Below are 26,556 nucleotides of genomic sequence, written 5' to 3'. Positions count from 1 at the left end.
TTGACGGATTCGTCCGCGTGCAGCATCAGCGAAGAGCGGCTTGGGGCAATGTTGAATGCTGAATGCGAACGGGTTCGGCGATTCCGTGGCGACGCTCCACGCGCCCGCTGCGGCGTCGGAGATATGGCTTGTGGCAATCACGTGCATGGCCCAGGATTTCGGCTGCACCGGGAGGCTCCCCTTCGCCCATTCCCGTCAAGGCCGTGGTCGGGGAGACGAAACCCGGTTCTACCCGCGCAAACGAGCCCATTCCGAGCGAATGTTACGTGGGCGGAAGCTCAATGTCGGATAGAGAAGCGCTCGTAGACCGCATTTACGAAGCGGCGGTCGTGCCGGAATTATGGCCGGGCGTTCTGCATGACATCGCAGAGTTGGCAGGCTGCTTCGGCGGCATCATCTTCACGACAACCGCGCGCGGGATAACGCGCTGGACAGGTTCCGACGAAGGCAAGCGCTTTTTCGACGCGTTCCTGGCCAATCGTGCGGCTCAGGAAGACAATATTCGCTTGAAACGCGGCATCGAAGCCAGGCACCACGGCTTCTTCGGCACTCATCAATTGTACGGACGCGCTGAAAGGGAGAGCAGCGCAGTCTATACGGATTTCCTTTTGCCGAATGGCTGGGGATATGCGGCCGGCAGCGTCCTGCCGATGCCGAATGGCGATCTCGCGGTGTTCGATCTGGAAAGGCGCTTCGCGGACGGACCGGTTTCGGCCCAGGAGCTTGCTCAATTGAACGCGCTCTGGCCGCATATGGCGCGATCGGCGGCGCTCTCGATACGCCTTCAGCTTCAACGGGCCCGCGCCATCGTCGACACGCTGGACAAGGCAGGCATGCCCGCTGCCATTCTGAGTGGCCAGGACAGGATTCTCGCAGCGAATTCCGCATTCGAAGCGATGAAAGAGCAGGTCGTTTTCCTGGCCCACGGTAAACTCGCCTTGGCCGATGTCGCAAGCAACCGCCTCCTCGCGCAGGCGCTTCACGCGATCCGCGCATCCGTCACGACGACGAACTCCATCCCCGTTCCCGCGCAGGCCGATAGCTCCGCCGCCGTGATCCACGCTCTTCCCTTGCCCGGAGAAGCATCCGACGTGTTCGATGGAGCCACAGCCATCGTCATCGTCACCAAGCTGGATCGGTCAACGTCGCCATCCGCCGAAATTCTGACCGGCCTGTTCGATCTGACGCCGGCCGAGGCGACCGTGGCCAACCGGATACTCGCAGGCCTTTCCGTCAACGAGGTTGCGGTCGAGCGCCGCATCTCCCGGGAAACCGTCCGATCTCAGGTCAAGAAAATCCTCGCGAAAACAGGATCTCAATCGCAGGCGGACTTCATCCGGAGGTTGGCTCCCTTGGCGATCTAACGGACGGGCGCCTGCCTGTGCTTCTTCGCATGCCCTGCGGGATCTTCCGCCCGGATAGGTGCCACCTCCAGCCGAAGGCTGGGCGGTTCCAGGGAGTGTGACCGCCTGAGCCACGGTCGAAACGCCTCGCGCGACGCATTGGCACAGACCCGAAGCGGCGCTCACCGCCGCCCGCCTACCGCCTGCCGTGACCGAGGCCGCAACGTAAAGAGGCCCGTGCGGCTGCACGGGCCTCTTAGGAGACGGGTCTTGCAAAATGGTCCGGAGAGGCGTGCCAGGCCATGCGGAGCGACAGCGGGCCGAGGCCCGGTGCGCTACTCCGCGCGGCCGAGCGGCTCGCCGACACCGGTGCGCGCCGTGATCAGCTCGTAGTGCTCGACGCGGCGATGGGCGGCGAAGTTGAACATCGTCTCCTTGCCGAAGCGGGTGGCGTCGAGATCGCAGCCATGGACGAGCACGCCGTCATCGTCATGGTCGAGCTCGCCGACGATTTTGCCGTCCGGCCCGGCGATCAGCGTGCCCCCGAAGAGCGGGTAGCCGTCCTCGACGCCGGCCTTGGCGACCGCGACGACCCAGGTCGAATTCTGATAGGCGCCGGCCTGCACCGACAGGCGGTGATGGAACAGGCGGTCGGCCAGGGTCTCGGTCTTGGAATGGCCGTTGACGGTCGGCGTGTTGTAGCCGAGCACGACCATCTCGACGCCCTGAAGGCCCATGACACGATAGGTCTCGGGCCAGCGCCGGTCATTGCAGATCGCCATGCCGACGAGGCCGCCCTCGAAGTTCCAGACCGGGAAGCCGCGATCGCCGGGCTCGAAATAGCGCTTTTCGAGATGCTGGTGCGCCCGGGTCGGGTCGAGCTCGGCATGACCCGGCAGATGCACCTTACGGTACTTGCCGACGATCGAGCCCGCCCGGTCGACCAGGATCGAGCTGTTGAAATGGCGACCTTCCGGCGTCAGCTCGGCATAACCGAAACTCATGGCCATGCCGAGACGGCGGGCGGCATCGAAGAGCGGCTGCGTGTCGGGCCCGGGCATCGCGGCCTCGAACCATTGGTCGGCCTCGGCACGATCCTCGCAGTACCAGCGCGGGAAGAAGGTGGTCAAAGCGAGTTCGGGATAGACGATGAAATCGGCGCCACGCGCCTTCGCCTGCTCCATCAGCGCGATCATCCGGCGCACGACCGAAGCGCGATCATCGGCGCGATGAATGGGGCCGAGTTGAGCCGCTGCGACGGTGAGAAGGCGCGACATCGGGGAAGACTCCTTGGAACTGGAACAGCCAGATCGAACGGGCCGCAATCTAGCCGAGTGCCTTCAGAACAAGCATATGCTATTTCTCCGCTCACACATAAGCGGATGTTATGCGCAATGGCGATGAATCTTCGGCAGATCGAGATGTTTCGCGCGGTCATGGCGACAGGCTCGATCAGCGGCGCGGCAAGGCTGCTCTCGGTTTCGCAGCCGGCGATCAGCCGGCTGCTCTCCTATACCGAGGACCGGCTCGGCCTGACGCTGTTCGAGCGGGTCAAGGGGCGCGTCCAGCCGACGCCGGAGGCGCGGCTGCTCTTCGCCGAGGTCGAGCAGGTCCATCAGGGCGTCACTCGGGTCAACGAGATGGCGGAGGAGCTGCGCCGCGGCAGTGCCGGCTCGGTCAGGCTGCTGGCGAGCCCGAGCGTCGGCCATATGCTGGTGCCGAAGGCGATTGCGCGCTTCCGGCAATCGCACCCGGATGTGCGGGTCGAATTCGAGATCCTGACGCTGACGGACCTGATCGCGCGCATCGCCAGCCATCGCGCCGACCTCGCCATCACCTCGATGGCCGTCGACGATGCCAGCGTTAAGGCGGAACAACTCGCCGAAGGGCGCCTGCGCGTGATCTTTCCGGAGGGGCACCCGCTCGGCGCAAACCGGGTGCTGAAGCTGGCCGATCTCGTCCCTTATCCGATGATCGGCTACGGCTCGCAGACGCCCTATGGCATGATCGTCAACCGGGCGCTCAGCGCCGCGCCGAAGCCGATCCGCTTCAATGCGCAGGTGCGCTTCACGCCGAATGCCTGCTGCCTCGTCCAGGCCGGCGGCGGCATCGCGATCGTCGACGAGTTCGTGCTGCTCGACAATGCCTGGCCGAACATCCGCTCGCGCCCGCTGGTGCCGAAGACGACGACGCGGCCGCACCTGCTGTCCTCGCGGATCGAGCCCCTCTCGCGCGTGGCGCGCAGTTTCGTGCGCGACCTCAGGGAGATGGTGCCGAGCCCGCCCGATTCCGCCGCGCTCGACTGAGGCACGACGAGGCGATCCTCGCCCGATGCGCATCTCGCATGAAGCCATTCCATAACCGGAGATTATGTACCGCAGCGAAATTGGTATTTGATTCGATTGCCGTCCCCGCTGTTTCTGTCGAAAGGGGAACCAGAAAGGACGACCACAATGTCGAAGACCAAGTCGAGCGCTCTCACCGCCGTCTTCAGCGCCGCCATCGCGCTTGCCGCCCTGCCCGGCGCAGCGCGCGCCGCGGACAAGGTCCATCTCATGCTCGACTGGATTCCGACGGGCGACTACGCGCCCTATTATGCCGGCATCGCCTCGGGCATCTACGAGCGCAACGGCATCGAGCTGCGGATCAGCAAGGGCAACGGCTCGGGCGACACGCTGAGCAAGGTCGCTGGCGGCGCCGCCGAGATCGGCATGGCCGACATCTCCGCGCTGTTCACCGCCCGGCAGCGCAGCTCCGTGCCGCTGAAGATGATCGGCGCCGTCTACGCCCACTCGCCGCACTCGCTCTTCGTGCGCAAGGATTCAGGAATCACTACCTTCACCGGCCTCGAAGGCAAGAAGATCGGGATCACGCCCGGCAACAGCCATCGGCTCTATTTCCCGGCTGTGGCGGCCGCCGCCAAGACCGACCCCAACAAGATCGAATGGGTGACGGTCGACGGCTCGGCGATGGGCCCGCTGCTGATCAGCGGCAAGGTCGACGCCATCCCGTCCTATTCGACCAACTTCTACTACCAGAACAAGCAGGCCCAGAAGGCCGGCAAGGAGCTCGCCTTCCTGCCCTTCGTCGAGGCTGGCTTCGCGATCTATTCGCTGGCCTTCCACACCACCGAGGCGAACATCAAGAACCGCCCGGAGATGCTGAAGAACTTCATGAAGGCGACGTCCGAATCCTGGGAGGCCGCCCGCAAGGATCCGCAGGCGACCTGCGAGGCCCATGTGAAGGCGATCCCGCAGGTCGATCTCGACGACTGCCTCGGCAGCCTGAAGGCGACGCTCGGCTTCATCTTCACCGACCATGCCAAGGATGCCGGCGTCGGCGGCATCACCGCCGAGCGCCTGAACAAGACCTATGAGGTCGTGGCCCAGGCGCAGAGCCTCGACCCGAAGGTTGACCCGGCGACCGCGGTCGACATGTCCTTCCTGCCGCCGAAGAAGTGAACGCAGCGGGCAAGACAGCCGCCGCCGGAGAACAGAGATGATTGAAATAAGCGGAGCCGGCCAGGTCTTCGGGTCGGTCGGCAACGGCGGCGTGCGCGCGCTCGACGGGATCGACCTTTCGATCCGGGACCGCGAGATCGTCACGCTCGTCGGGCCTTCCGGCTGCGGCAAGTCCACGCTGCTGCGCCTGATCTCCGGCCTGGTGCCGCCGAGCGAGGGCAGCATCACCATCAACGGGGAGCGGGTCACCGCCCCCCGGCAGGACACCGGCATCGTCTTCCAGGCGCCGACCCTGCTGCCCTGGGCGACCATCATGGAAAACGTGATGTTCCCCTCCACCATCATGGGGCGTGCCGACGACGCGGCGCGCCGCCGGGCCAAGGACCTTCTGGCCGTCGCGGGGATTGCCGATTTCGCCGATCACCGGCCGCGCCAGCTTTCCGGCGGCATGCAGCAGCGCGCCGCGATCTGCCGGGCGCTGGTCCACGACCCCGGCATCCTGCTCATGGACGAGCCGTTCGGCGCGCTCGACGCGCTGACCCGCGAGATCATGACGATCGAGCTGCTGCGGATCTGGGCGAACGCGCCCAAGACCATCATCTTCGTCACCCATTCGATTCCCGAAGCAGTGATCCTGGCGGACCGGGTCGTGGTGATGTCGCCGCGCCCCGGGCGAATCGCTGAGATCATCGATGTCGACCTGCCGCGTCCGCGCGACTTCGCGATGTCGGGCCATCCGGAATTCCAGCGCTGCGCCGGCCGCATCCGCGAACTGATCTTCGGCGAGCAGGGAGCGCGCTTCGATGTCGAACACTAAGATCCAGGGCCTGCTCGGAGCCAGCCGCGAATTCCTGATCCCGCTCGCCGCGCTCGTCGTGCTGATGGCGATCTGGGAGGTCAGCGTCCAGGCCTTCGCCATTCCCGAATACCTGCTGCCAGCCCCCTCGCGGATCTTCCAGGACACGGCGGCGATGGGCCCGGCGCTCGGGGAGCACACACTGGCGACGCTGCGGACCGTGCTCTTCGGCTTCCTGCTCTCAATCGCGGTCAGCTTCCCGCTCGCCGTGCTGATCTCCTCGTCGCGGCTGGCCGCCGATGCAATCTATCCGCTGCTGGTGCTGACCCAGTCGGTGCCGAAGGTCGCGATCGCGCCGATCCTCGTCGTGGTGCTCGGCCCCAACGAGCTGCCGCGCGTGATCGTGACCTTCCTCGTCGCCTTCTTCCCGCTGGTGATCTCGATGACGACCGGCCTGCTCGCCGTGCCGCCGGAGCTGGTCGAGCTCGCCCGTTCCTGCCGGGCGACCAAGCTGCAGGAGCTGCTGCGGGTGCGCCTGCCCTATTCGATCCCCTTCGTGTTCTCGGGCCTGAAATCGGCGATCGCGCTTTCGGTGGTCGGCGCCGTGGTCGGCGAATTCGTCGCCGCGGAAAAGGGCCTCGGCTATCTCATCACCTCGGCGACCGCCTTCTTCAAGGTGCCGGTGGCCTTCGGCGCAATGCTGATCCTCGCCCTGCTCGGCATCGTGCTGTTCCAGCTCATCGTCGTGGCCGAGCGGGTGTTCTTCCCCTGGGCTGCCGCAGAGCAGCGGCGCTGACGGACTGCGCGGAAAGGAAACCTGCCATGACCACCAGCCCGCTCTATACCATCGTCCGCAACGCCCTCGTCCTCCTGCCGGGCAAGGCGCAGGCCGAGCCGGTCGACCTCTTGCTCGAAGGCGACACGATCCGCGAGATCGGCCCGCAAGGCATGTCGGCCCCGGCGGATGCGACGGTCGTCGATGCCGCCGGCAAGCTCGTCCATGCCGGGCTGATCAACGCCCATACGCACGGGCACGGCGCCCTCGCCAAGGCGATGGGCGACCGCTGGACGCTCGAGCTGCTGCTCGCCGCCGGCCCCTGGATCAGCGGCAATCGCAGCCTCGAGGACAAGTATCTCAGCGCCACGCTCAACGGCGCCGAGATGGTGCTGAAGGGCACGACCGCCTGCTACGACCTGTTCTTCGAGGTGCCGGCGCCGTCGGTCGAGGGCATGTCGGCGGTCGCGCAGGCCTATCAGGATGTCGGCATGCGCGCGACGATCGCGCCTATGGTCGCCGACAAGACGCTTTACGAGGCCATTCCCGGCCTCTACGACGCCCTCCCCGAGACGCTGCGCACCGCCGTCGACCGCTTCCGGATGCAGCCCTATACCGAGACGCTGAAAGGCTTCGAGGCCTTCGTGACGCAGACGCGGATCGACAGCGAGCGGCTGAAGATCGCGCTTGCTCCGACCATCCCGCTGCACTGTTCCGACGAGTTCCTCGGCGCCTGCCGCGACTGCGCCCGGCGCTTCGGACTCGGCCTGCACAGCCATGTCTCGGAATCGAAGATCCAGGCGCTCTCCGGCGTGAAGCGCTACGGCCGCACGCTAACCGCCCATCTCGACAAGCTCGGCCTGCTCGGCCCGAACTTCACGGTGGCGCACGGCGTCTGGCTCGACCCCGACGACATGCGCATCCTCGCCGGCCACGGCGCCTCGGTCGCGCATAACCCGGCCAGCAACATGCGCCTCGGCAGCGGCCTCGCCGATCTCAGGGCGATGCTCGATGCCGGTGTCAACGTGGCGATCGGCACCGACGGCTCGAACAGCGGCGACAACCAGAACATGTACGAGGCGACGCGGCTCGCCTCCTTCGTCTCGAAGGTGCGCGGACCGGACATGCACCAATGGCTGACCACGCCGGAAGCGCTGCATGCGGCGACCGAGGGCGGCGCCCGCGCGCTCGGCTTCCAGGGCAAGATCGGCCGCATCGAGGCCGGCTACAAGGCCGACCTCGTCTTCGTCGATCTCGGCCACATCAACTGGCTGCCGCATAACCGCACGGTCAACCAGATCGTCCATGTCGAGGACGGCACGGCGGTGCGCGACGTGATGATCGGCGGCCGCTTCGTCGTGAAGGAAGGCCGCCTCTTGACGATCGACCTCGCCAAGCTGGCGCGGCAGGCGGAAGCTGCCCGCGAGCGGCTGGAGGCGGTCAACGCACCGATGAAGATCCTGGCCGAGAAGCTGCAGGATGCGGTGGCGAGCTTCTGCATCGGCCTCGCCCGCGAGCCGTATCAGGTCGAGCGCTACGGCGCGCCGCTGCGCTGAAACACCACTCCCCTCGGCCGCATGCGGCCGAGGGGACCATAATTTCGTTCGGCCCTTCGGCCGAACCCGCTCAGCTCAGGCGCTCGTCAAGCAACAGCAAGGTCTGTGCGAGGACGCGAGTGCCATCTCCCGCCTGCTCCGGTGTGATCGATTCCTCCGGCGCATGGCTGCGACCGTCGAGGCAGGGCACGAAGATCATCCCGATCGGCCCGGTGCGGGCGACGAAGACGCCATCATGGCCGGCGCCGCTCGGCAGCCCCCGCGTCGAAAGTCCCAGCGAGGCGGAGGCATCGGCGATGGCCTTGCGGATCTCCGGGGCGCAGGCGGTCGGCGCGACATGGCTGATCGGCTCGGAGGTGACCGTGAGGCGCAATTCCTCGAGCGCGGGTCTGAGATCGCGCACCAGCGCCGCGCCGAAGGCCTTGACCGCCGCCTCGTCGCCGGAGCGCACTTCGAGGATCATCACCGCCTCGCCCGGCACGGCATTGGCGGCGTTCGGGCTGACCTCGATCCGCCCGAAGGTCGCAACCAGCGGCTGGTTGTCGCGCGCCGTCGCGAGCGCGCGGCGATAGGCGGCTTCGATCAGCCGGGAGGCACCGACCAGCGCGTCGGCCCGCAGCGGCATCGGTGTCGCCCCGGCATGGTCGGCCCGGCCGGTCACGGTGATGCGCTCGCGGCGGATGCCTACGATATCGGTGACGATCCCGATCGGCACCGCCTCGCTCTCCAGCACGCGGCCCTGCTCGATATGGACCTCGACATAGGCCGCGACGCTGCCGGCCGGGCGCACCACCGACGCCAGTTCCTCCGGGCGGCCGCCGACGAAGGCGATGCCTTCGCGCAAGGTCATGCCGTCCGGCCGGCGCAGCGCCAGATGCTCCTCGCTCAGCGCGCCGGCGAGGCCCCGGCTGCCGATGCAGGAGAGGCCAAACTCGCTCGGCTCCTCGGCCAGGAAGTCGACGATCTCCAGCGGATGGCGCAACCTCTGCCCGCTTTCGGCAAGGCTCTGCGCCACCTCCAGCCCGGCGAGCACGCCGAGAATGCCGTCATAGCGCCCGCCTGAGGGCACCGTGTCGGAATGCGAGCCGATCAGGATCGGCTTCAGCGCGGGATCGCTCCCCGGCAGGCGGCCGATCAGGTTGCCGGCGGCATCGATCGCAGTTTCGAGCCCGGCGGCGCGGAACTCCGCCGCCAGCCAGTCCCGCCCTTCGAGGAAGCGCGGCGTGAAGGAGCGCCGCGTCCAGGGGCGCTCCGGGTCGGTGATCCGCGACAGCGCCTCCAAACGGTTCCAGAGGCGAGCTTGATCGATCGTCATGTCAGATTACGCCGCGGGCCGGAGGAAACGGCCGTCGCCGGCCTTGTTGGTGATCTTGCTGCCGTCCCAGGCGAGCGCACCGCGGACATAGGTCGCGGCGACCCGGACGCGGAATTCGCGGCCCTCGAGCGAGCTCCACTTCACCGCGGACAGGCTCTTGCTGGGATCATGCACGAAACGGCCGGGCTCGAGCACGACGATGTCGGCATCGGCGCCGGGGGCGAGACGGCCCTTGTCGGCGAGGAGGAAAGCCTTGGACGGGCCTTCGCAGAGTTGCTTCACCACCATGGTCGGCGAGATACCGCGCTCCTCGCAGCCGGTCCACAGCGCCGGCAGCAGCGTCTCGATGCCGGGGCCGCCCGACGTGTTCTTGAAGATGTTGGGATCGCCCTTCTTCTCCAGCCCCCAGGAGACATGGTCCGAGGAGATGAAGTCGCAATGCCCGGCGGCGAGATGGCTCCAGAGCAGCTCGCTCTCGGCCTTCGGCCGGATCGGCGGGTAGTGCTTGATCTTCGCGCCGAAGCGCGGCCCGTGCTCCTCGGCATTGAGCATGAAGTACTGCACGCAGCTTTCGACCGTCGCCTTGTGGCCGGCGCGCTTGTAGAGGTTGCAGATCTCGAAGCCGCGCGAGGTCGAGACGTGGACGGCGTGGGCGCGCGCTCCGGTCTCGGCGCCGAGCTCGTAGATGCGGGCGGTGGCGAGGTTCTCGATCAGCGGGGTGTGGGCGCGCAGGAAGGCGTCCTGCCCGGTATCGCCGGCCTCGATCAGGCGGGCGATGTTGCGCCGGGTCATCTCCTGATCCTGGTTGTGGACACCGCAGAGCAGCCCGGTCGGCTCGATCAGCTTGAAGGCCTCGTAGAGCGTGTCGTCGCCGATGCGCGGGAAGCGCGTCGGATTGGCCTCGAAGGTCGAGAACTTGAAGGCGCAGGCGCCGGCATCGACGAGGCCGGGAATGGCATGCAGCCCGTTCTCGATGGTGATCGTGGCATAGAGCGCGACATCGACATGCGCATCGCGCTCGACGATCGCGACCTTCTCGTTGAAGAGCTTGGCATTGGTGACCGGCTCGGGCTCGTCATAGGGCATGTCGACCATCACGGTGACGCCGCCGGAAGCGGCGGCACGCGAGCACATGCCGATGCCCTCATGATTGGCCTGGCTGCCGGAATGGACCTGGCCGTCGATGACGCCGGGGATGATCCACTGGCCGCGGAAATCCTGCGTCTCGCGGGCCGAAGGCGGCGTGCCGGCGCCAACCGCTCCGACCTTGCCCCCCGAGACGGCGACATAGCCGTCCTCGATGATCTTGTCGGACAGGACGATGTTGCCGCGAAGGACGAGATCGAAGTCGCTCATGATGTGGCCGGCTCGGTTTCCGTTGAAATGGCAGCGTCATGCTAGCCGGTCCCGGCAACGCACCGCGCATGCCAATTTTACGCGGCCTTATAACCCGCCGTTATGCAGGCGCCCGCGCCGATGCCATTCCGGTCAGAGCTGTAGGGGGCATCCCTGACTGGGGCATCGCTTTGGCCGCGATGCCGGGCACCCCGGCTTCAGCGGCAATATCTCCGCGGCCTCAACCATTTGTTAACCCTATCGCTTCTTTCTGGAGACATCCGACCGGGGGCTGGGCAACCGGGGAAGGATAAGGCCATGAGCGATGCCGGGCCAGAAGCGGCGGCGGTCAATGACCTCGTCGGCCTGCCTGTCGCGGAGGTGGAGCGCGATCTCATCCTCGCGACACTGCGTGAGACACGCGGCAACCGTACGCATGCCGCGCATATCCTTGGGCTCTCGATCAGGACGCTCAGGAACAAGATCGTAGCCTATGCTGCGGAGGGGCACGACGTGCCCGAACCGGGCACTGCCATTCATTGAGCCAGTGCCCGTGATCGATGGCCTATCGGATGGATACCCGCGCAGGTCGCTGCGCTTTCCAGGCTCCGCGGTCCCGGTGGGACCGCGGAAGGCATTGGCCGCTTCACCGCCTGGCGCGCCAGGCCCGATAGCGCTCGAGCAGGCCGACGCTGCGCATCGCGAAAGCCGCCATCGGCTTGCGCAGGAAAGGGATGTCGGCGGCGATCAGCATCAGGCCCAGAGGCAACATCCAGATGCCGAGGAAGGGCAGGATCGAGAAGATGCCGCCGAGGATCAGCAGGAGCGCCGCTGGAATGCGGACGAGCCGCGAGGAGGGATGCCTGAGCCAGCGGCTGGCCGCGGCGAGCCTGTCGGGCAGTTCCTGCTCCAGCCGCTTGAAGGCCAGCCGAAGAAGCCGTTTTCCGTCGTTCATCCGTCGCTATTTCAACCAAGACCCGGCAGGGGCTGCCTCCATCTGCCCGTAAATCATGTCGTTTTCTGAGCAGCTTCCGACCGGCGCAAGCTCAGTGGAAATCGCGCGACTTCGGGAGGATGCGGACATTGCGCGGATGACCGGCGCGCGGATGCTGCGGGTGCAGGAACTCGTCGGCACGGCTGAGCGCGATCTCGGCCCGGTGGGTATCGGACAGGCCGAGCAGATCGGCCGAGCGGTCGAAGACGCGCCGCGCCATCAGATGCACCACGCCCTCGACGCTCTTCTGTACCCTGCCTTCGACCAGGAGCAGCCGCGCCGCCATCACCTCGCGGCGGAAGCGGACGAAATCGCGGGCCCAGAGCACGATGTTGGCGATGCCGGTCTCGTCCTCCAGCGTGATGAAGATGGCATTGCCCTTGCCGGGGCGCTGGCGCACCAGCACGACGCCGGCGACGCTCGCAAAGGCCCCGTCGCGTCCGGCGGCGATCGCCGCGCAGGTCGCGACGCCCGCCCCTGTAAAGCGCGGGCGCAGCAGGCCCATCGGATGGCCCTTCAGCGAGAGCCGCGCCGTCTGGTAGTCGGCGACGACATGCTCGGCTAGCGGCATCGCCGGCAAGGCTGCCTCCGGCTCCTCCCCGAGCTCGCGGGCCGTTGCCGCCTCGAACAGCGGCAGGGCCTCGTCATCCGGCAGACGCCGCACCGCCCAGAGCGCCTCGCGCCGGTCCAGCCCGAGCGAGCGGAAGGCGTCGGCATCGGCGAGCAGGCGCATGGCACGCGCCGGCAGCCGCGCCCGGCGGGCGAGCCCCTCGACATCGCGATAGCCGTCGCCGCGAGCCGCTAGCAGGCGCTCCGCCCAAGCCTCCTTGAAGCCATCGAGCTGGCGCAGCCCGAGGCGCAATGCCCAGGGGCTCTTCCAGCCGGGCGCCGCCGGCTCCAAGAGATTGTCCCAGGCGCTGGAATTCACATCGATCGGCCGCGGCTCGACGCCGCCATTCTCCTGCGCCTCCCGGACGATCTGGGCCGGGGCGTAGAAGCCCATGGGCTGCGCGTTCAGCAGCGCCGCGGCGAAGATCGCCGGATAATGGCATTTCAGCCAGGAGGAGACATAGACCAGCTTGGCGAAGGAGGCGGCGTGGCTTTCCGGGAAGCCATAGCTGCCGAATCCCTTGATCTGCTCGAAGCAGCGCTGGGCGAAGGCCGGCTCATAGCCACGCTCGACCATGCGCCCGACCATCAGCGCTTCATATTGGCCGATGGTGCCGACATTGCGGAAGGTCGCCATGGCGCGACGCAGGCCGTTGGCTTCGGGATCGGTGAATTTCGCCGCCGTCATGGCGAGCTGCATCGCCTGCTCCTGGAACAGCGGCACGCCGAGGGTCCGCTTCAGAACCTGATAGAGCTCGTCCCTCTCCCCATGAGCCGGGGACGGCGACGGGTAACTGACCTTCTCGATCCCGGAGCGCCGCTTCAGATAGGGATGCACCATATTGCCCTGGATCGGGCCGGGGCGGACGATCGCAACCTGGATGACGAGATCGTAGAACTCTCTCGGCTTCAACCGCGGCAGCATATTCATCTGCGCCCGGCTCTCGACCTGGAAGACGCCGAGCGACTCGCCCCGCTGCAGCATGGCGTAGGTCGCCTTGTCGTTTTGCGGGACGTCAGCGAGCCCCAGGTCGATGCCTTCATGCTCGCGCAGCAGGTCAAATGCCTTGCGGATGCAGGTCAGCATGCCCAGCGCCAGCACGTCGACCTTCATCAGGCGCAGCGCGTCGATATCGTCCTTGTCCCATTCGATGAAGGTGCGATCCTCCATCGCGGCATTGCCGATCGGCACGGTCTCGTCGAGGCGCCCGCGCATCAGCACGAAGCCGCCGACATGCTGCGAGAGATGACGCGGGAAGCCGAGCAGGCGCACGGCGAACTGCACGGCCTGCGCGATCACCGGATTGTCGGGATCGAGCCCGGCCTGGCGGACCTGTTCGCGGGTGATGTCGGAGCCCCAGCTGCCCCATTGCGTCGCGGCGAGGCGGGCGGTGACGTCCTCGGTCAGCCCCAGCACCTTGCCGGCCTCGCGGATGGCGCTGCGCGGCCGGTAATGGATCACGGTCGCGGCGATGCCGGCGCGCTCACGGCCATAGGTCCGGTAGATCCACTGGATCACCTCCTCGCGCCGTTCATGCTCGAAATCGACGTCGATATCGGGCGGCTCGCGCCGCTCCTCCGAGATGAATCGCGCGAAGAGCAGGGTATGCTCGGCCGGATCGACCGCGGTGATGCCGAGCGCGTAGCAGACGGCCGAATTGGCGGCCGAGCCTCGCCCCTGGCAGAGAATGCCCTCGCTTTCGGCGAACTCGACGATCTGGCGGATGGTCAGGAAATAGCGGGCATAGTCGAGCCTGCTGATCAGGACGAGTTCGTCGTCGACCTGCTTCTGGACCGCGGGCGGGATGCCGCCTGGATAGCGCATCGGCAGGCGCCGGCGCACCAGTTCCTCCAGCCAGCCCTGCGGCGTCCAGCCGGGCGGCACCGGCTCGTCGGGATATTCGTATCTGAGCTGATCGAGGTCGAAATCGACGCGGCCGAAGAGATGCTGCGTCTCCTCGATCGCCTCCGGCGCCTCCTTGAACAGCCGGGCCATCTCCTGTGGGGTCTTGAGATGGCGCTCGGCATTGGCCTCGAGCAGGCGCCCGGCCCTGGCGATCGTCGTGCCCTCGCGAATGCAGGTCACGAGGTCCTGCAGATCGCGCTGTCCGGGCGCGTCGTAGAGCACGTCGTTCGTGGCGATCAGCGGGGTGCGGGTCGGGGCCGCGATGCCCCTCAGCCGGGCGAGGCGGCGGCGGTCGTCACCGCGGCGCGACATGGTGGCGGCAAGCCAGACGGCGCCGGGCGCGGCAGCATCGAGCCGGGCGAGAAGATCCGGCAGGCCATCGAGCCGGCGCTCCGGCATGACGATCAGCAGGAGGTCGCGGGCATCGTTCAGGAGATCGTCGAGGGCGAGGATGCATTCGCCCTTCGTTGCCGTCTTCAGATTACCGACTGTCAGCAGGCGGCAGAGCCGACCCCAGCCGGCACGATTGGCGGGATAAGCGACGATGTCGGGCGTGCCGTCGGCGAAGACGAGGCGGCTGCCGGTGACGAGCTTGAAGGCCTGCGCCCTCGTCCGCAGTTGCTCTTCCGTGAAGGGCAGATCGGCAAAAGCCGGATTCTCGACCCAGACATACTCGCCGGGGCTGCCGCCCTCGCGGACCTTTTCCGCGGCAGGCAAGCCGGTCTCGCGCAGATCGCGCAGCGCGCTCCAGGCCCGCACCACGCCGGCGAGCGTGTTGCGGTCGGCAATGCCGAGGCCTGTCTGGCCGAGCAGCAGCGCGGTCATGACCAAGTTCGGCCCGGGCGAGGCGCCGCGCAGGAAGGAGAAATTCGTCGCGGCGACGGGCTCGGCGTAAGTCGTCATGCGAACAGCCCGTGCAGGAACCAGCGTGGCTGGACGCTCTCGCGATCGTAGAGCCCGGCGCGGAACAGCCAGAAGCGGCGCCCCTGCGCATCCTCGACACGGTAGTAATCGCGCGTCGGCTCGTCCGGCCCGTCGCGCCACCATTCCGGCGCGATCCGCTCCGGCCCCTCGGCGCGGGCGATCTCATGCAGCACCCGGCGCCAGCGAAAGCGCAAAGGCGGCCCGTCCGGCACCTCGGCGAGCGTCTCCACCGGCTGCGGCGGCTCGAAGAGCTGGAGTGGGCGCGCCGGCGGCTCGCCCGGTTCGGGTTCCGGCCAGGCCTGCGCCGGGGCCGGCGTGCCGACAGCCGGGATCACCCCCGCTTCCCGCTCGGGATGGTGGGAGTTGCGGGCGACGAAGCGCAGCACCCGGTCGCGGCCGAAGCGGGCGACGAGCCGGTCGACCAGATCGGCCACCGCCTCCTCCTCGACGGCACGCCCGTCGAGGCTCGCCTGCGGCGTCCCGAGCGGCTCGCAGACCGGCACGGCGAGGCGGATCGCATCGAAGCCGAAACCGGGATCGAGCGGGTCTGCCAGCGTGTCGATGCGCTCGCGATAGAGCCGCAGGATGGCGGCAGGATCCCGGGAGGGACGACCGGTCTCGAGGAAAAGGCGCCGGACCGCGCCGTCGCTGCGAAAGAAGCTGATCTCGAAGGCACGTCCGCCCTCGCCGCGCTGCTCGAGGATGCGGGCGGCCTCGTCGAGCAGGTGCCGCAGGATCGCCTCCAGCCCCTCGGTATCCTGCAGCGGCTCGGGGAAATGCCGCTCGACCATGCAATCGGGCGGCGGCCGCAAGGGCGTGATGCGGATATCCTCATGGCCGAGGATGCGTTGCAGGCGCCTGGCGAGGGCCTCGCCGAAGCGGGCGGACAGCGTGCCCGCAGGGCGGGCAGCGATATCCGCAAGCGTCTTCAGCCCGGCCCGCGACAGGGCAAGAATGACCTCGGGCGGCGCCTCCAGGGCGGCGACCGGCAGGAGCCGGGTGCGCTCCGCATCGCCGCCCGGCGGGGAGATCGCGCAATCGCCGAAGCGGGCCAGCGCACGCGCCGCCTCGGGCGTGCCGGCGATGCTGGCGCGAAGCTGGAGGCCGAGCCGGCGCAGCCGGATGCCGATCTCCTGGCGCAGCGCCGCTTCGCCGCCGAAGAGATGGGCGCAGCCGCTGATGTCGAGCGCCAGCCCATGCGGCGGGTCGAGCGCGACCAGCGGGGTGAAACGGTCGCAGAGCCCGGCGAGGCGTTCGAGGAAGCGCGCATCGGCGGCGGGATCGGCCTCGGCGATGGCGAGATCGGGAATGCGGGCGCGGGCATCGGCAAGGGTCAGGCCACGGGTGAGGCCGAGCGCGACGGCACGCCGGTCGCAATCGGCGAGCCTGAGCGCGCCGCCTTCCTTCTCGACCAGGACGAGCGGTCGCTCATCCGGCCCGGCGCCAGGCGGGAGCGCCCTCTGCCGATGCAGCCGGTCGCTCGCCAGGAATGGAAACCAGAGGGCGAGATAGCGGCGCTGCATCCTGTCGGCCTCCCCCCTCCCGGCTCCATTCCTGGAAAGATCGTCGCTCACGGTTCCACTCCACACGCCACTCACACTCACCGAGGCCGCCGCGATGGCGCAGCAGCCTCAAACTGAAGGCCGGATCACCCGGCGCATTGGCCTCGCGCGGCCGCGACGGCAGGGCCCGCACCAGCCAGCGCGTCGTCGCCGCGCTGGGCGCCGGCTCGGGAGCGACCCGCAGCAGCAGGGTCATGACGCCGGACGCCTCGGCCGCCAGAACGAGGCGCCGGCTGGCGGTCAGATCGAGCTGGCGCGGCTCGCCCCAGGGCTCGATCAGCGCCGCGCCGAGAGCCGAACAGCGGGCCGCCTCGGCCCCGGCACGCAACACGCCCTCGGCATCGCGGGCCCGCACCAGCAGCACCTGCGCGGGATCGAGGCCGAGCTCGGCGAGACCGGACGGGTGCAGCCGGCCGGCCTCGGCCGCCAGGAAATCCTGCCGAACCCAGAGCAGCGGCCGCGTCCCCGCGGCCCGCAGGGCCAGGGCCGCGGCGAAGCCGGTCGCCGCGGGCAGATCGGCCCCAGCCGAGGCATAGACCTCGTGCAGGGCGGCCCGGGCGATGCCGCCGCCCAGCGGCTCATCCAGCTCCGCCATGCCGAAGCCGACGCGCTCCACCGGCGCGAGCTCGCGCGCCAGCCCCGCCAGAGCGAGACTCTGCCGGAGGCCGGCCAGGGAACGGGAAGAAGCATCGGACATGGAATAATGTTCACTATTTGTTCCGATATAAAACCACTCCCAAACCCCGCCGGAGTCAAGCCCGGATATGCGGCACGCTCCTTGCCAGAAAGGCGAGACGCGGCCGGAATTGTCTTCCAGCCGGCGCAACTGTCGCCAATCCCGGCGTTTCTGTCATATCAAGGAAACGCTGATCGGCTTGCTGCGACGCAGGCACGCCAGCGGCCGCCTTTCCGGGGACCGAGATGAGCTCAGGACTGTTCGCGCTTCTCGACGACATCGCCGGCCTCGCCAAGGTCGCGGCCGCCGCGCTCGACGATGCGGCGAGCCAGGCGACCAAGGCAGGCGCCAAGGCTGCGGGCATCGTCATCGACGATGCGGCGGTGACGCCGCGCTATGCCGTCGGCTTCTCCGCCGACCGCGAATTGCCGATCATCTGGAAGATCGCGCTCGGCTCGCTCAAGAACAAGCTCATCTTCCTGCTGCCAGCGGCGCTGGTGCTGAGCTTCATCGCGCCCTGGGCGATCACCCCGCTTCTGATGGCGGGCGGCGCCTATCTCTGCTTCGAAGGCTTCGAGAAGGTCCACGAGCTCGTCGTGCCGCATGCCGAGCACGAGACGGCGCAAGGCGAAGGCACGGCCGAAATCCTCGATGCCGCACAGCTCGAGCAGCAGAAGATCTCGGGCGCGATCAAGACCGACTTCATCCTCTCGGCCGAGATCATGGCGATCACGCTCGCGACCGTCACCACCTCATCCTACTGGACGCAAGGCCTGGTGCTCGCCGTGGTCGGCCTCGGCATGACCATGCTGGTCTACGGCGCCGTCGCCTTGATCGTGAAGGCGGACGATGCGGGCGCGGCCATGGCGCGCACCGGCAAGCCCATCATCCGGCAGATCGGCCGCGGCCTCGTCCTCGGCATGCCGCATTTCCTGAAAGCCTTGAGCGCGGTCGGCACGGCCGCGATGCTCTGGGTCGGCGGCGGCATCATCATCCATGGCCTCGCCGGCTACGGCCTCGACGGAATCGAGCACGCCATTCATGGCGTCTCGGTAACCGTCGGGCAGGCCGTCCCGGCGGCGTCCGGCCTGCTCGCATGGCTGACCACCGCCGGCGCTTCGGCCGTGTTCGGAGTGGCGATCGGCGGGCTCTGCCTCGTCGGCATGCATTTTGTCGTCGAGCCCGCTCTCAAGGCCTGGCGCGGCAGGGCGGCGAAGACCGCCGGCGCCGCAGCGCGGAAATAGTCCAGCCGACGAAAGCTGTCAGGCGGCACTTCGCTACCCAAACGCTCACTACCGCGCCTGTGGCTTGCCGACTAATCTCGCGCCACGCAAATGCGGGGGAAGGGCATGACTCCGTTCCTGGTCGGCGCCGTCGCGTTCCTCTTCATATTCGGCGCGGCAGCTGGCGGAATGTTGCTGCGCGCCCGCCTGCCTGACCATCACCTCTCCCCTGACTCCCGGGAGTTGATCAAGCTCGCGACCGCGATCATCGGGACACTGTCCGCCATCGCGCTCGGCCTGCTGATCGCCTCGGCGAAACGGTCCTTCGACGAGGCAGCGTCAGAGCTCAGGACCTCGGCCGCGCATGTGGTGCTGCTCGATCGGACGATGGCCCAGTACGGGCCGGAGACGGCGGCCCTGCGGGAGACGCTGCGAAGGAGCCTCCAGGCCCGGCTGAACGAACTCAGGGACCAGCGCGAGGGATTGCTGCACGAGGGCCTCGACGTCGAGCCCATCCAGGTCGGCCTCAGGCGCCTGGTGCCGGGAAATGACGGGCAGCGCTGGCTTCAGGTCCGCGCGCTCCAGCTCAGCTCGCAGATTTCGGAAATGAGGTGGCAGCGGCCGGAAACCGAAACCGGCGGATTTCCCGGCATCTTCATCATCATCCTCGTCTTCTGGCTCGCTTTGCTCTTCGCCTCCTTCGGCCTTCTGGCCCCGGGCAATGCCACGGTGGTGGTGACGCTGTTCGCCTCGGCGCTGTCGGTGACGGCGGCGCTGGTCCTGATCATCGACATGGACCACCCCTATCTCGGCTTCATCCGCGTCTCCGACCTGCCGCTCCAGCTCGCGCTCGAACGCCTCGGCCGCGCATGATCCGCGGCAGACCGCTGCGTCCATCCCGCAAACGTGCCGGGCGCCATGCATGGGCGGGGGCCGTCATCGCGGCGGAAATCTGCTAGCTCCTCGCCCAGGGTCCGGCACACGGGCCGCCGGACCCGCCATGCTGCATTTCCTCGCCACCAGCACGCCCTTCTTCGCCGTGATCGGGCTCGGCGCGCTTTCCGCCTGGCGCGGCCTGTTCGGCAGCGATGCGGTCCGGGTTCTCAACACCTATGCCTTCATGGTGGCGACGCCGGCGATGGTGCTCCGGGTAATGTCGCGCCAACCGATCGCAGAGCTCTGGAACGGTGTGTTCTTCGCGGCGCTGGCGCTGATCGGCATCGCCGTGATGGGCCTCGGCATCCTGATCGCCCGCCGCTTTTTCGGGCTACCCTTCCCCAATGCGGTCTCGCGCGGCCAAAGCCTGGTCGGCGGCAACTTCGCCTTCCTCGGCATTCCCCTGATGCTCGCCTTCCTTGGCGACGGAGCCGCCGCACCGATCGCGATCGGGCTGATCTGCGACACGGCGCTGGTCGTCCCCCTCGCAATCGGGCTGATCGAGGCCGGGCGGGGCAAGGGCTCGCCCTGGCGTATCGCGGCGCGGCTGGTGCGCGGCACCATCGTCAACCCATTCATGCTCTCGATCATGGGCGGCGTCGCGCTCTCGCTCAGCGGCCTTTCCATCCCCGAGCCGATCGACCGCTTCCTCGTCTTCCTTGGCGGCTCGGCCGCTCCGGTTGGCATCTTCGCGCTCGGCGTCGCCGCCTGGCAGTGGAGCCGGGAAGGCAGGCTGCCGCTGCGCGGGGTGCTGCCGCTCGTCCTCGGCAAGCTGGTGCTGCACCCGCTGCTGACCTGGTTCGTGCTCGCGGTCGTGCTCAGGCTCGACCCGTTCTGGGTCAAGGCCGGCGTGCTCTATGCGGCGCTGCCGATCGCCGCCAATGTCTTCGTGATCTCGGAGCGCTTCGAGACCGACAGCCGGCCGCTGGCTGCCGCCATCGTGATCTCGACCGCGGCCGCGGCCCTGACATTCCCCTTCGCGATCTGGCTGGTCTCCGGCTGAACTGCAGCCGGCCGGCTCCCGGCCTTCCCACCGCTCCCGCAGCCCGAGGACAGCGCATGACAAGCCAGCTCTTCCGCCCGCTTACTCTCGACGGGCTCCAGCTCCCGAACCGCATCGTCATCGCGCCGATGTGCCAGTATTCGGCGGAGAATGGCTCGGCGACCGACTGGCACCTGATCCATCTCGGGAACCTCGCCCTCTCCGGTGCCGGCCTCCTGATCATCGAGGCGACGGCGGTCGAGCCGGAGGGCCGGATCAGCCCCGACGATCTCGGGCTGTGGAGCGACGAGAACGAGGCGGCGCTCGGCCGCGTGCTCGAAGCCGTCCGGCGCCATTCCGACATGCCGGTCGGCATCCAGCTCGGTCATGCCGGGCGCAAGGCTTCGGTGCATTCGCCCTGGAACGGCAGCCGCCAGCGCCCGCTCGACGACCGCGGCTGGCAGACCGTCGCGCCCTCGGCGCTGCCGATGAACGCGAGCGACCGGCCGCCGCTGCCGCTCGACGCCGAGGGGCTGAAGCGCGTGCGCGAGGCCTTCGTCGCGACGGCGAAGCGCGCGGTGCGTATCGGGCTGGAGATGGTCGAGATCCACTGCGCCCATGGCTATCTGCTGCACCAGTTCCTCTCGCCGCTCGCCAACCGGCGCGAGGATGCCTATGGCGGCACACTGGAGAACCGGCTGCGTTTTCCGCTCGAGGTCTATGAGGCGGTGCGCGACGCGGTGCCGGCCGACATCCCGGTCGGCGTGCGGGTCTCTGGCACGGACTGGGTCGAAGGCGGCTGGGAGATCGAACAGACCATCGCCTTCGCGCGGGCGCTGAAGGCGCGCGGCGTCAGTTTCGTCCACGTCTCGAGCGGCGGCGTTTCGCCGGAGCAGAAGATCCCGCTCGGGCCGGGCTACCAGGTTCCTCTGGCCCGGGCCGTGAAGGCCGCGACCGGGCTTCCGACCATCGCTGTCGGGCTGATCACCGAATACGAGCACGCCGAGGCGATCGTCGCCGGCGGCGATGCCGACATGGTTGGGCTGGCGCGGGGCATTCTCTACGATCCGCGCTGGCCCTGGCACGCTGCCGCCCATCTCGGCGCCAGCGTCAGGGCGCCGAAGCAGTATCTGCGCTCGCAGCCGCGGCAGCTGAAGGAGCTGTTCGAGAGCTGAGCCGGGTTCGAGCTGTCATTTCGGGGCTTCGCGCAGCGAAGAGCCAGGCCCCTATGATCAGTGCTGTTCCGGCTCGTCATGCTCGCCCTTGTGGCGAGCATCCACGTCTTGAACACCGCTCTCGTAACGGGAAGACGTGGATGGTCGGGACAAGCCCGACCATGACGGCAAAAGTGGTGTTCATGGGTTTCGGGCTCGGCCCTACGGCCGCCCCGAAAAGACGACGTCTTGCGAAACAGCCGCTCAATCGCCCGGCTGGGCTCCGTCATAGCCGCCGATGATCACGAGATCGACCGGGCCGACCTTGGCGAGGTGCTGCACCGCCGCCTGGTACTCCGGCGATTCGTAGCAGGCACGGGCCGTCGCCTCGTCCTTGAACTCGATGACGACGTTGTGCTTGCGGCCCTCGCCGCGGGCGAGCTTGTATTCGCCGCCGCGGACGATGAACTTGCCGCCATACTTCGCGAAGGCGATGGCGTTGAGCGAGCGGTAGGTCGCGTATTCCGCCTCGTTCTGCACATCGAGGCGGGCGATCCAGTAGCCCTTCGCCATGGTCAGACCCCTTCGACGACGACGATGTCGATCTCGCCGGCGCCCTCGCGCAGCTTGCGGGCCTCGGCGTATTCCGGCGACATCGCGTAGGCCTTGGCCGCGGCGAAGTCGGCGAACTCGATGACGACGTTGCGGGCCGTGCCCGAGCCTTCCGCCACCGTCATCTGGCCGCCGCGGACCAGCGGCGTGCCGCCATATTGCTTGATCGCTTCCGAGGCCTTGGCGGCATAGGCCGCCCACTGCGTCGCGTTGGTGACCTTGGCGCGCGCGATCACATATCCCTTGGGCATTTCGGCTTCCATTTCCGTTTGGATGGGGAGCGAAGCTTAGGCGGCGCCGGCGATCTCGTCCATGATCGCGGCCGCCGCTGCGCGCGGGTCGGCTGCGCGAATGACGGGACGCCCGATCACCAGATGGTCGACACCGGCGGCGATGGCCTCGCCCGGCGTCAAGGTGCGCTTCTGGTCGCCGGCGGCGCTGCCGGCTGGGCGGATGCCGGGCGTGACGATGACCATGTCGGGGCCGATGACGCCGCGGACGATCTCGGTCTCGGCGGCGGAGCAGACGATGCCGTCGACGCCGGCGATGCGGGCCTGCTGGGCGCGCATGCGCACGAGGTCGCGCACGGCGAGCCCGTAGCCGGCATCCTTGAGATCGCCATCGTCATAGGAGGTGAGCGCCGTGACGGCGAGCAGCTTCATGGCGGAGTCGCCGCGCCCCTCGACCGCGCCGCGCATGGTCTGCGGATAGGCGTGCACGGTCAGGAAGGTGACGCCGAGCTTGGTCAGCGATTCCACCCCTTCGGTGACGGTGTTGCCGATGTCGTGCAGCTTCAGGTCGAGGAAGACCTTCTTGCCCTCTCCGATCAGCTGGCGGGCGAGATCGAGCCCGCCGGCGAAGGCGAGCCGGTAGCCGATCTTGTAGAAGCTCGCCTGGTCGCCGAGCGTCGAAACGATGCGATAGGCGTCCCAGATCGTCGGCACGTCGAGCGCGACGATCATGCGGTCCCGAAGATCGTTGATTTTCTGCGCCATGGCCCTGTCCTCCTCGCTGCCCGGCGGCGATGGGGCACGATTCGACGCCGGACGCAAGCCGGGCACAGCATTCCGTTGCGACAGGCGATGGGTTAGTCTTGCCGCCGCAGGAGCAAGATCAGCTCAGCGCCCCATGCCTTCGCCGTCGGCCTGCCCAGCTGCCCTCGCGAGGAGCCGTCATGCCAATCCATGTCACGTTCAGCGCCCCGATCAGCAACAGCTGCACGGCAGAAAGCGCGCAGCTGCTCCACACCGGCAGCACTGCCGCCCCCACCGGGCTGCGCACCCGCGCTCAGGCGGACGACATCACATTCACCAAGCAAACTGACTTCCTCTCGGCGAAGCTGATGACGCATGCCGCCAAGGGAACCGAGTTCGAGACCGTCACGATCGAGCTGCGCAAGCAAGGGCACCCTACGCCCTATATGATCTACACGCTCTCGAAGACAATCATTGCAGACTACAGTTTTACCACCGGCGGCTCGGTCCCGTATGAGACGATCGGCCTCCAAGCCATGAGCATCAACTGGCGGTTCTTCAACTAGCTGCGGTTGGCGCGATGCCTGACTGCCTCGTCCGGCCGGAGCCGCTTCAGGCCGCGCCGCTCAGCACCTGCGCGAAGACCTTGGCCCAGACGTCCGGAGTCTGCGCGCCGGAGACGGCGAGCTTGCCGTCGACGATGAAGAAGGGCACGCCGGTGACGCCGACCCGCTGCGCATGGGCCTCGAGGCCGATCACCGTCTCGCGCAACTCATCATTGGCGAGTTCGTCGCGCGCCGCCCGTTCGTCGTAACCCTGCTCGCCCGCGATCGCGACGAGCGTGTCGAGATCGCCGATGTCGCGGCCGTCCTGCCAATAGGCCTTGAACAGCGCCGCCTTCATCTCGCTGCCGCGTTGCACGGTCGAGGCGGCGGCGACAAGCATATGGGCCATGCGGGTGTTGACGCTCTTCTTCACCGCAGCCCAGTTGAAGGTGACGCCGCTTTCCAGCGCCGCCTCGGAGAGGCGCAGTTCGATCTCCCTGCGCTTGCCCGGGCCGAACTTGGCATCGAGATAGGCGGTGCGGTCCATGCCCTCCTCCGGCATGTCCGGATTGAGTTCATAAGGCAGCCAGGTGATGGCGACGCGCTCGGTAAGGCCGTGATTGGCGAGCGCGGTTTCAAGCCGCGCCTTGCCGATGAAGCACCAGGGGCAGGCGAGATCGGAGACGATCGCGATCGGCATCTTGTCTTGCATGGCTCGTTCCTTGGCGCCGGACGCGGCTGGTTTCAGTTCGGCGGATAGACGTGGAGATCGCCATGGCGATCTTCCGCATGGCCTTGCGCGCCCGGCGTCTCGCAGCCCGAGAGAAAGGCGGGGCCGACCGGGATCTTGCCGGCGCCGCCGGGGATGTCGAGGATATAGGTCGGCTGGCAGAGGCCGGAAAGATTGCCGCGCAGGCTTTTGACGAGGGCCTGCCCTTCCGCCAGCGAGAGCCGGAAATGGCTGGTGCCAGGCGCGAAATCGGGATGGTGCAGGTAGTAGGGCTTGACCCGGTTCTCGACGAAGGCGCGCATCAGCGCCGAGAGCGTCTCGACATCGGCATTGACGCCCTTGAGCAGCACGCTCTGGCTGACCAGGACATGACCGGCATCGGCGAGCCGGGCGAGCGCCTCGCGCGCCGCCGGGGTGAACTCGCGGGGATGGTTGGCGTGGACGGCGACATAGCTCGCCTTGCCGGGCACGCGCAGTGCCCTGGCGTAGTCCTCGGTGACGCGTTCCGGCTGGACCATCGGCACGCGCGTGTGCCAGCGCGCCACCTTGATATGCGGGATCGCGGCGAGCCGCTTGCCGACCTCGCGCAGGCGCCGGGCGGAGAGGATCAGGGGGTCGCCGCCGGTCATGATCACCTCCCAGATCTCGGGCCGGGAAGCGAGATAGGCGAGCGCCGCGTCGAGCTTCTCGCCGGTCAAGGCATCGCCACCGGGGCCGACCATCTCCCGGCGGAAGCAGAAGCGGCAATAGACCGGGCAAGCGTGGACCAGCTTGAGCAAGGCGCGGTCGGGATAGCGATGGACCACGCCCTCGACCGGCGAATGCGCCTCGTCGCCGATCGGATCGGCCAGCTCTTCCGGCAAGGTGGTCAGCTCGTCGGCATCCGGCACGAACTGGCGGGCGATCGGATCAGCCGCGTCGGCCGGGTCGATCAGCGCCGCAACGGCCGGCGTCACCGAAACGGCGTAGCGCTTGGCGACCTCGGCCAAGGCCTCGCGCCTGGCGGGCGCGACGAGGCCTCGCTCGACGAGAGCGTCGACCGTCTTCAGCGGTTGGCCGGGCGGCTGGTGGATCGTCATCGTCCTGCCCTGCCCGGTTGCGCGACCGGCGTCCAGAGCACGTCGTCGATGCGGCGCGCGTCGGTCGCGAGCATCACCAGCCGGTCGAAGCCGAGTGCGATGCCGGAGGCTTGCGGCATCTCGGCGAGCGCCGCGAGAAAGTCCTCGTCGATCGGATAGCGCTCGCCATAGATGCGCTCCTTCTCGTCCATGTCCGCCTCGAAGCGTCGGCGCTGCTCCGCCGGGTCGGTCAATTCGCCGAAGGCATTCGCCAGCTCGACACCGCAGGCAAACAACTCGAAACGCTCGGCGACGCGCGGATCGCCGGGCTTCGGCCGCGCCAGCGCCGCCTCGGAGATCGGGTATTCGCACAGGATGGTGGCGCGCCCGCGGCCGAGATGCGGCTCGACCTTCTCGGCAAGGACGCGGCTGAAGATGTCGGACCAACTGTCGTCCTCGGCCAGCCTGATGCCGGCGCCGCGGGCCTGCTGCGCCAGCGCTTCGCGATCCGTCGCTCCGTCGCCCGCGATCGTCGCCATCAGGTCGATTCCGGCATGGAGCGTGAAGGCATCGTGCAAGGTCAGTCGCTCGGGTTCGGCGAAGGGATCGACCTCGGCGCCGCGCCAGAGCAAACGGGACACGCCGGCAGCCCGCGCCGCCTCGGCCAGCAGCGCCGCGCAGTCCTGCATCAGCGCCTCATAGCGCTCGCCGACCCGATACCATTCCAGCATGGTGAACTCGGGATGATGCAGCGCCGTGCGTTCGCGATTGCGGAAGACGCGAGCGAAATCGAAGATGCGCCGCTCGCCGGCGGCCAGCAATTTCTTGGCGGCGAATTCCGGCGAGGTATGCAGGTAATAGGGGTGCGCAGCGCCGGCCTCGTCGATCAGCGTGGTCGCAAAGCCGTGCAGATGCGTCTCGTTGCCGGGCGAGACCTGCAGCAGCGCCGCCTCGACCTCGACAAAATCACGCGCCTCGAACCAGCGCCGCAGCGCCGCCTTGACGCGGCCCCGCGCCATCAGCGCTGGACGCCGGTCGGCATGGATGTCCGGCCGCCAGAAGGGCGGGGGATTTTCGTTCATGGATCCTC

At 68.0% G+C, this 26,556-nt stretch carries 25 protein-coding genes; 12 read left to right on the top strand and 13 right to left on the bottom strand.

The window, feature by feature from the left end; all coding sequences use genetic code 11:
• Window positions 1-281: 281 nt before the first annotated feature.
• Entirely contained in the window at window positions 282-1,364 is a 1,083-nt protein-coding gene (locus AC1REK_RS00810; protein WP_492267537.1) for a helix-turn-helix transcriptional regulator, read from the top strand.
• 314 nt (window positions 1,365-1,678) lie between these two features.
• On the opposite strand, the gene AC1REK_RS00805 is transcribed toward AC1REK_RS00810, so the two are convergent.
• Window positions 1,679-2,620 (bottom strand): N-carbamoyl-D-amino-acid hydrolase, encoded by a 942-nt coding sequence (locus AC1REK_RS00805; protein WP_492267538.1) that lies wholly within the window; start codon window positions 2,618-2,620, stop codon window positions 1,679-1,681.
• 117 nt (window positions 2,621-2,737) lie between these two features.
• Here AC1REK_RS00805 and AC1REK_RS00800 point away from each other — a divergent pair, with 117 nt between their 5' ends.
• The 5 genes from AC1REK_RS00800 to AC1REK_RS00780 all read left to right on the top strand — a co-directional run bounded on the left by AC1REK_RS00800 (window position 2,738) and on the right by AC1REK_RS00780 (window position 7,931).
• Entirely contained in the window at window positions 2,738-3,649 is a 912-nt protein-coding gene (locus tag AC1REK_RS00800) for a LysR family transcriptional regulator (RefSeq protein ID WP_327521321.1), read from the top strand.
• 147 nt (window positions 3,650-3,796) lie between these two features.
• Entirely contained in the window at window positions 3,797-4,804 is a 1,008-nt protein-coding gene (locus AC1REK_RS00795) for an ABC transporter substrate-binding protein (RefSeq protein WP_492267539.1), read from the top strand.
• 37 nt (window positions 4,805-4,841) lie between these two features.
• Window positions 4,842-5,621: an ABC transporter ATP-binding protein gene (locus AC1REK_RS00790; protein ID WP_316016598.1), complete on the top strand. Its 780-nt coding sequence runs from the start codon at window positions 4,842-4,844 to the stop codon at window positions 5,619-5,621.
• Window positions 5,608-6,396: an ABC transporter permease gene (locus tag AC1REK_RS00785; protein ID WP_492267540.1), complete on the top strand. Its 789-nt coding sequence runs from the start codon at window positions 5,608-5,610 to the stop codon at window positions 6,394-6,396. The genes AC1REK_RS00790 and AC1REK_RS00785 overlap by 14 nt, the downstream gene beginning before the upstream one ends.
• Window positions 6,397-6,422: 26 nt before the next feature.
• Window positions 6,423-7,931 carry an amidohydrolase family protein gene (locus AC1REK_RS00780; protein ID WP_492267541.1) on the top strand — a complete coding sequence of 503 codons (1,509 nt, stop codon included), beginning with the start codon at window positions 6,423-6,425 and terminating at the stop codon, window positions 7,929-7,931.
• A 70-nt stretch (window positions 7,932-8,001) separates the two neighbouring features.
• On the opposite strand, the gene ertE is transcribed toward AC1REK_RS00780, so the two are convergent.
• Together ertE and ertD are read right to left on the bottom strand one after the other, a co-directional pair.
• Complete coding sequence (ertE, locus tag AC1REK_RS00775) at window positions 8,002-9,246, bottom strand: N-carbamyl-l-glutamate amidohydrolase ErtE (RefSeq protein WP_492267542.1); 1,245 nt, start codon at window positions 9,244-9,246, stop codon at window positions 8,002-8,004.
• A gap of 6 nt (window positions 9,247-9,252) precedes the next feature.
• Complete coding sequence (gene ertD / locus AC1REK_RS00770; protein WP_492267543.1) at window positions 9,253-10,602, bottom strand: hydantoin-5-propionate amidohydrolase; 1,350 nt, start codon at window positions 10,600-10,602, stop codon at window positions 9,253-9,255.
• Between the two features lie 297 nt (window positions 10,603-10,899).
• On the opposite strand from ertD, the gene AC1REK_RS00765 reads away from it, so the two are divergent.
• A complete protein-coding gene (locus tag AC1REK_RS00765; protein ID WP_390893180.1) occupies window positions 10,900-11,124 on the top strand; it encodes a helix-turn-helix domain-containing protein in 225 nt (74 codons plus the stop codon).
• Window positions 11,125-11,227: 103 nt separating this feature from the next.
• Here AC1REK_RS00765 and AC1REK_RS00760 read toward each other — a convergent pair whose 3' ends face one another.
• The 4 genes from AC1REK_RS00760 to AC1REK_RS00745 form a co-directional block, all read right to left on the bottom strand.
• Window positions 11,228-11,536 (bottom strand): hypothetical protein, encoded by a 309-nt coding sequence (locus tag AC1REK_RS00760; RefSeq protein WP_316016593.1) that lies wholly within the window; start codon window positions 11,534-11,536, stop codon window positions 11,228-11,230.
• A gap of 91 nt (window positions 11,537-11,627) precedes the next feature.
• Window positions 11,628-14,993, bottom strand: coding sequence for an error-prone DNA polymerase (locus AC1REK_RS00755; protein WP_492267544.1), 3,366 nt, complete (start codon window positions 14,991-14,993; stop codon window positions 11,628-11,630).
• A complete protein-coding gene (locus tag AC1REK_RS00750) occupies window positions 14,990-16,537 on the bottom strand; it encodes a Y-family DNA polymerase (protein WP_492267545.1) in 1,548 nt (515 codons plus the stop codon). Before AC1REK_RS00750 ends, AC1REK_RS00755 begins: the two co-directional genes overlap by 4 nt.
• On the bottom strand, window positions 16,443-17,273 hold the full coding sequence (locus AC1REK_RS00745; protein ID WP_492267546.1) for an ImuA family protein: 831 nt from the start codon (window positions 17,271-17,273) through the stop codon (window positions 16,443-16,445). Before AC1REK_RS00745 ends, AC1REK_RS00750 begins: the two co-directional genes overlap by 95 nt.
• A 224-nt stretch (window positions 17,274-17,497) precedes the next feature.
• Between AC1REK_RS00745 and AC1REK_RS00740 the strand changes: the two genes are divergently transcribed.
• From AC1REK_RS00740 to AC1REK_RS00725, 4 genes are all read left to right on the top strand, one after another.
• Complete coding sequence (locus AC1REK_RS00740; protein ID WP_492267547.1) at window positions 17,498-18,496, top strand: DUF808 domain-containing protein; 999 nt, start codon at window positions 17,498-17,500, stop codon at window positions 18,494-18,496.
• A gap of 105 nt (window positions 18,497-18,601) precedes the next feature.
• Complete coding sequence (locus tag AC1REK_RS00735) at window positions 18,602-19,348, top strand: bestrophin-like domain (RefSeq protein ID WP_327521333.1); 747 nt, start codon at window positions 18,602-18,604, stop codon at window positions 19,346-19,348.
• A 127-nt stretch (window positions 19,349-19,475) separates the two neighbouring features.
• Window positions 19,476-20,414, top strand: coding sequence for an AEC family transporter (locus AC1REK_RS00730; protein WP_492267548.1), 939 nt, complete (start codon window positions 19,476-19,478; stop codon window positions 20,412-20,414).
• A 56-nt stretch (window positions 20,415-20,470) separates the two neighbouring features.
• A complete protein-coding gene (locus tag AC1REK_RS00725) occupies window positions 20,471-21,568 on the top strand; it encodes an NADH:flavin oxidoreductase/NADH oxidase (RefSeq protein WP_492267549.1) in 1,098 nt (365 codons plus the stop codon).
• Window positions 21,569-21,811: 243 nt separating this feature from the next.
• On the opposite strand, the gene AC1REK_RS00720 is transcribed toward AC1REK_RS00725, so the two are convergent.
• The 3 genes from AC1REK_RS00720 to pyrF are packed head-to-tail and all read right to left on the bottom strand — an operon-like array spanning window position 21,812 to window position 23,154.
• A complete protein-coding gene (locus tag AC1REK_RS00720; RefSeq protein ID WP_066478322.1) occupies window positions 21,812-22,120 on the bottom strand; it encodes a DUF1330 domain-containing protein in 309 nt (102 codons plus the stop codon).
• Window positions 22,121-22,122: 2 nt separating this feature from the next.
• A complete protein-coding gene (locus AC1REK_RS00715; protein WP_492267550.1) occupies window positions 22,123-22,410 on the bottom strand; it encodes a DUF1330 domain-containing protein in 288 nt (95 codons plus the stop codon).
• 36 nt (window positions 22,411-22,446) lie between these two features.
• Window positions 22,447-23,154 (bottom strand): orotidine-5'-phosphate decarboxylase, encoded by a 708-nt coding sequence (gene pyrF / locus AC1REK_RS00710; RefSeq protein WP_492267551.1) that lies wholly within the window; start codon window positions 23,152-23,154, stop codon window positions 22,447-22,449.
• A 179-nt stretch (window positions 23,155-23,333) separates the two neighbouring features.
• Here pyrF and AC1REK_RS00705 point away from each other — a divergent pair, with 179 nt between their 5' ends.
• Window positions 23,334-23,699, top strand: coding sequence for a type VI secretion system tube protein Hcp (locus tag AC1REK_RS00705; protein WP_492267552.1), 366 nt, complete (start codon window positions 23,334-23,336; stop codon window positions 23,697-23,699).
• 46 nt (window positions 23,700-23,745) lie between these two features.
• On the opposite strand, the gene AC1REK_RS00700 is transcribed toward AC1REK_RS00705, so the two are convergent.
• The 3 genes from AC1REK_RS00700 to epmA are packed head-to-tail and all read right to left on the bottom strand — an operon-like array spanning window position 23,746 to window position 26,548.
• Complete coding sequence (locus AC1REK_RS00700) at window positions 23,746-24,390, bottom strand: DsbA family oxidoreductase (protein ID WP_066478334.1); 645 nt, start codon at window positions 24,388-24,390, stop codon at window positions 23,746-23,748.
• A gap of 32 nt (window positions 24,391-24,422) precedes the next feature.
• Window positions 24,423-25,487, bottom strand: coding sequence for a lysine-2,3-aminomutase-like protein (locus tag AC1REK_RS00695; RefSeq protein WP_492267553.1), 1,065 nt, complete (start codon window positions 25,485-25,487; stop codon window positions 24,423-24,425).
• Complete coding sequence (epmA, locus tag AC1REK_RS00690) at window positions 25,484-26,548, bottom strand: EF-P lysine aminoacylase EpmA (protein WP_492267554.1); 1,065 nt, start codon at window positions 26,546-26,548, stop codon at window positions 25,484-25,486. Before epmA ends, AC1REK_RS00695 begins: the two co-directional genes overlap by 4 nt.
• Between the last annotated feature and the right edge of the window lie 8 nt (window positions 26,549-26,556).

This window comes from Allobosea sp. GW823-FHT02B03 (genome assembly GCF_058797755.1).
This window is presented reverse-complemented; position numbering and strand designations above follow the sequence as displayed.

Coding starts and splice junctions, on each gene's coding strand:
- AC1REK_RS00695 (WP_492267553.1), bottom strand. CDS start 25,487: ATGACGATCCACCAGCCGCCCGGCCAACCGCTGAAGACGGTCGACGCT.
- AC1REK_RS00760 (WP_316016593.1), bottom strand. CDS start 11,536: ATGAACGACGGAAAACGGCTTCTTCGGCTGGCCTTCAAGCGGCTGGAG.
- AC1REK_RS00705 (WP_492267552.1), top strand. CDS start 23,334: ATGCCAATCCATGTCACGTTCAGCGCCCCGATCAGCAACAGCTGCACG.
- AC1REK_RS00700 (WP_066478334.1), bottom strand. CDS start 24,390: ATGCAAGACAAGATGCCGATCGCGATCGTCTCCGATCTCGCCTGCCCC.
- AC1REK_RS00795 (WP_492267539.1), top strand. CDS start 3,797: ATGTCGAAGACCAAGTCGAGCGCTCTCACCGCCGTCTTCAGCGCCGCC.
- AC1REK_RS00720 (WP_066478322.1), bottom strand. CDS start 22,120: ATGGCGAAGGGCTACTGGATCGCCCGCCTCGATGTGCAGAACGAGGCG.
- AC1REK_RS00780 (WP_492267541.1), top strand. CDS start 6,423: ATGACCACCAGCCCGCTCTATACCATCGTCCGCAACGCCCTCGTCCTC.
- AC1REK_RS00715 (WP_492267550.1), bottom strand. CDS start 22,410: ATGCCCAAGGGATATGTGATCGCGCGCGCCAAGGTCACCAACGCGACG.
- AC1REK_RS00755 (WP_492267544.1), bottom strand. CDS start 14,993: ATGACGACTTACGCCGAGCCCGTCGCCGCGACGAATTTCTCCTTCCTG.
- AC1REK_RS00785 (WP_492267540.1), top strand. CDS start 5,608: ATGTCGAACACTAAGATCCAGGGCCTGCTCGGAGCCAGCCGCGAATTC.
- AC1REK_RS00740 (WP_492267547.1), top strand. CDS start 17,498: ATGAGCTCAGGACTGTTCGCGCTTCTCGACGACATCGCCGGCCTCGCC.
- epmA (WP_492267554.1), bottom strand. CDS start 26,548: ATGAACGAAAATCCCCCGCCCTTCTGGCGGCCGGACATCCATGCCGAC.
- AC1REK_RS00800 (WP_327521321.1), top strand. CDS start 2,738: ATGGCGATGAATCTTCGGCAGATCGAGATGTTTCGCGCGGTCATGGCG.
- AC1REK_RS00750 (WP_492267545.1), bottom strand. CDS start 16,537: ATGCAGCGCCGCTATCTCGCCCTCTGGTTTCCATTCCTGGCGAGCGAC.
- AC1REK_RS00790 (WP_316016598.1), top strand. CDS start 4,842: ATGATTGAAATAAGCGGAGCCGGCCAGGTCTTCGGGTCGGTCGGCAAC.
- ertE (WP_492267542.1), bottom strand. CDS start 9,246: ATGACGATCGATCAAGCTCGCCTCTGGAACCGTTTGGAGGCGCTGTCG.
- ertD (WP_492267543.1), bottom strand. CDS start 10,602: ATGAGCGACTTCGATCTCGTCCTTCGCGGCAACATCGTCCTGTCCGAC.
- pyrF (WP_492267551.1), bottom strand. CDS start 23,154: ATGGCGCAGAAAATCAACGATCTTCGGGACCGCATGATCGTCGCGCTC.
- AC1REK_RS00730 (WP_492267548.1), top strand. CDS start 19,476: ATGCTGCATTTCCTCGCCACCAGCACGCCCTTCTTCGCCGTGATCGGG.
- AC1REK_RS00745 (WP_492267546.1), bottom strand. CDS start 17,273: ATGTCCGATGCTTCTTCCCGTTCCCTGGCCGGCCTCCGGCAGAGTCTC.
- AC1REK_RS00805 (WP_492267538.1), bottom strand. CDS start 2,620: ATGTCGCGCCTTCTCACCGTCGCAGCGGCTCAACTCGGCCCCATTCAT.
- AC1REK_RS00810 (WP_492267537.1), top strand. CDS start 282: ATGTCGGATAGAGAAGCGCTCGTAGACCGCATTTACGAAGCGGCGGTC.
- AC1REK_RS00765 (WP_390893180.1), top strand. CDS start 10,900: ATGAGCGATGCCGGGCCAGAAGCGGCGGCGGTCAATGACCTCGTCGGC.
- AC1REK_RS00735 (WP_327521333.1), top strand. CDS start 18,602: ATGACTCCGTTCCTGGTCGGCGCCGTCGCGTTCCTCTTCATATTCGGC.
- AC1REK_RS00725 (WP_492267549.1), top strand. CDS start 20,471: ATGACAAGCCAGCTCTTCCGCCCGCTTACTCTCGACGGGCTCCAGCTC.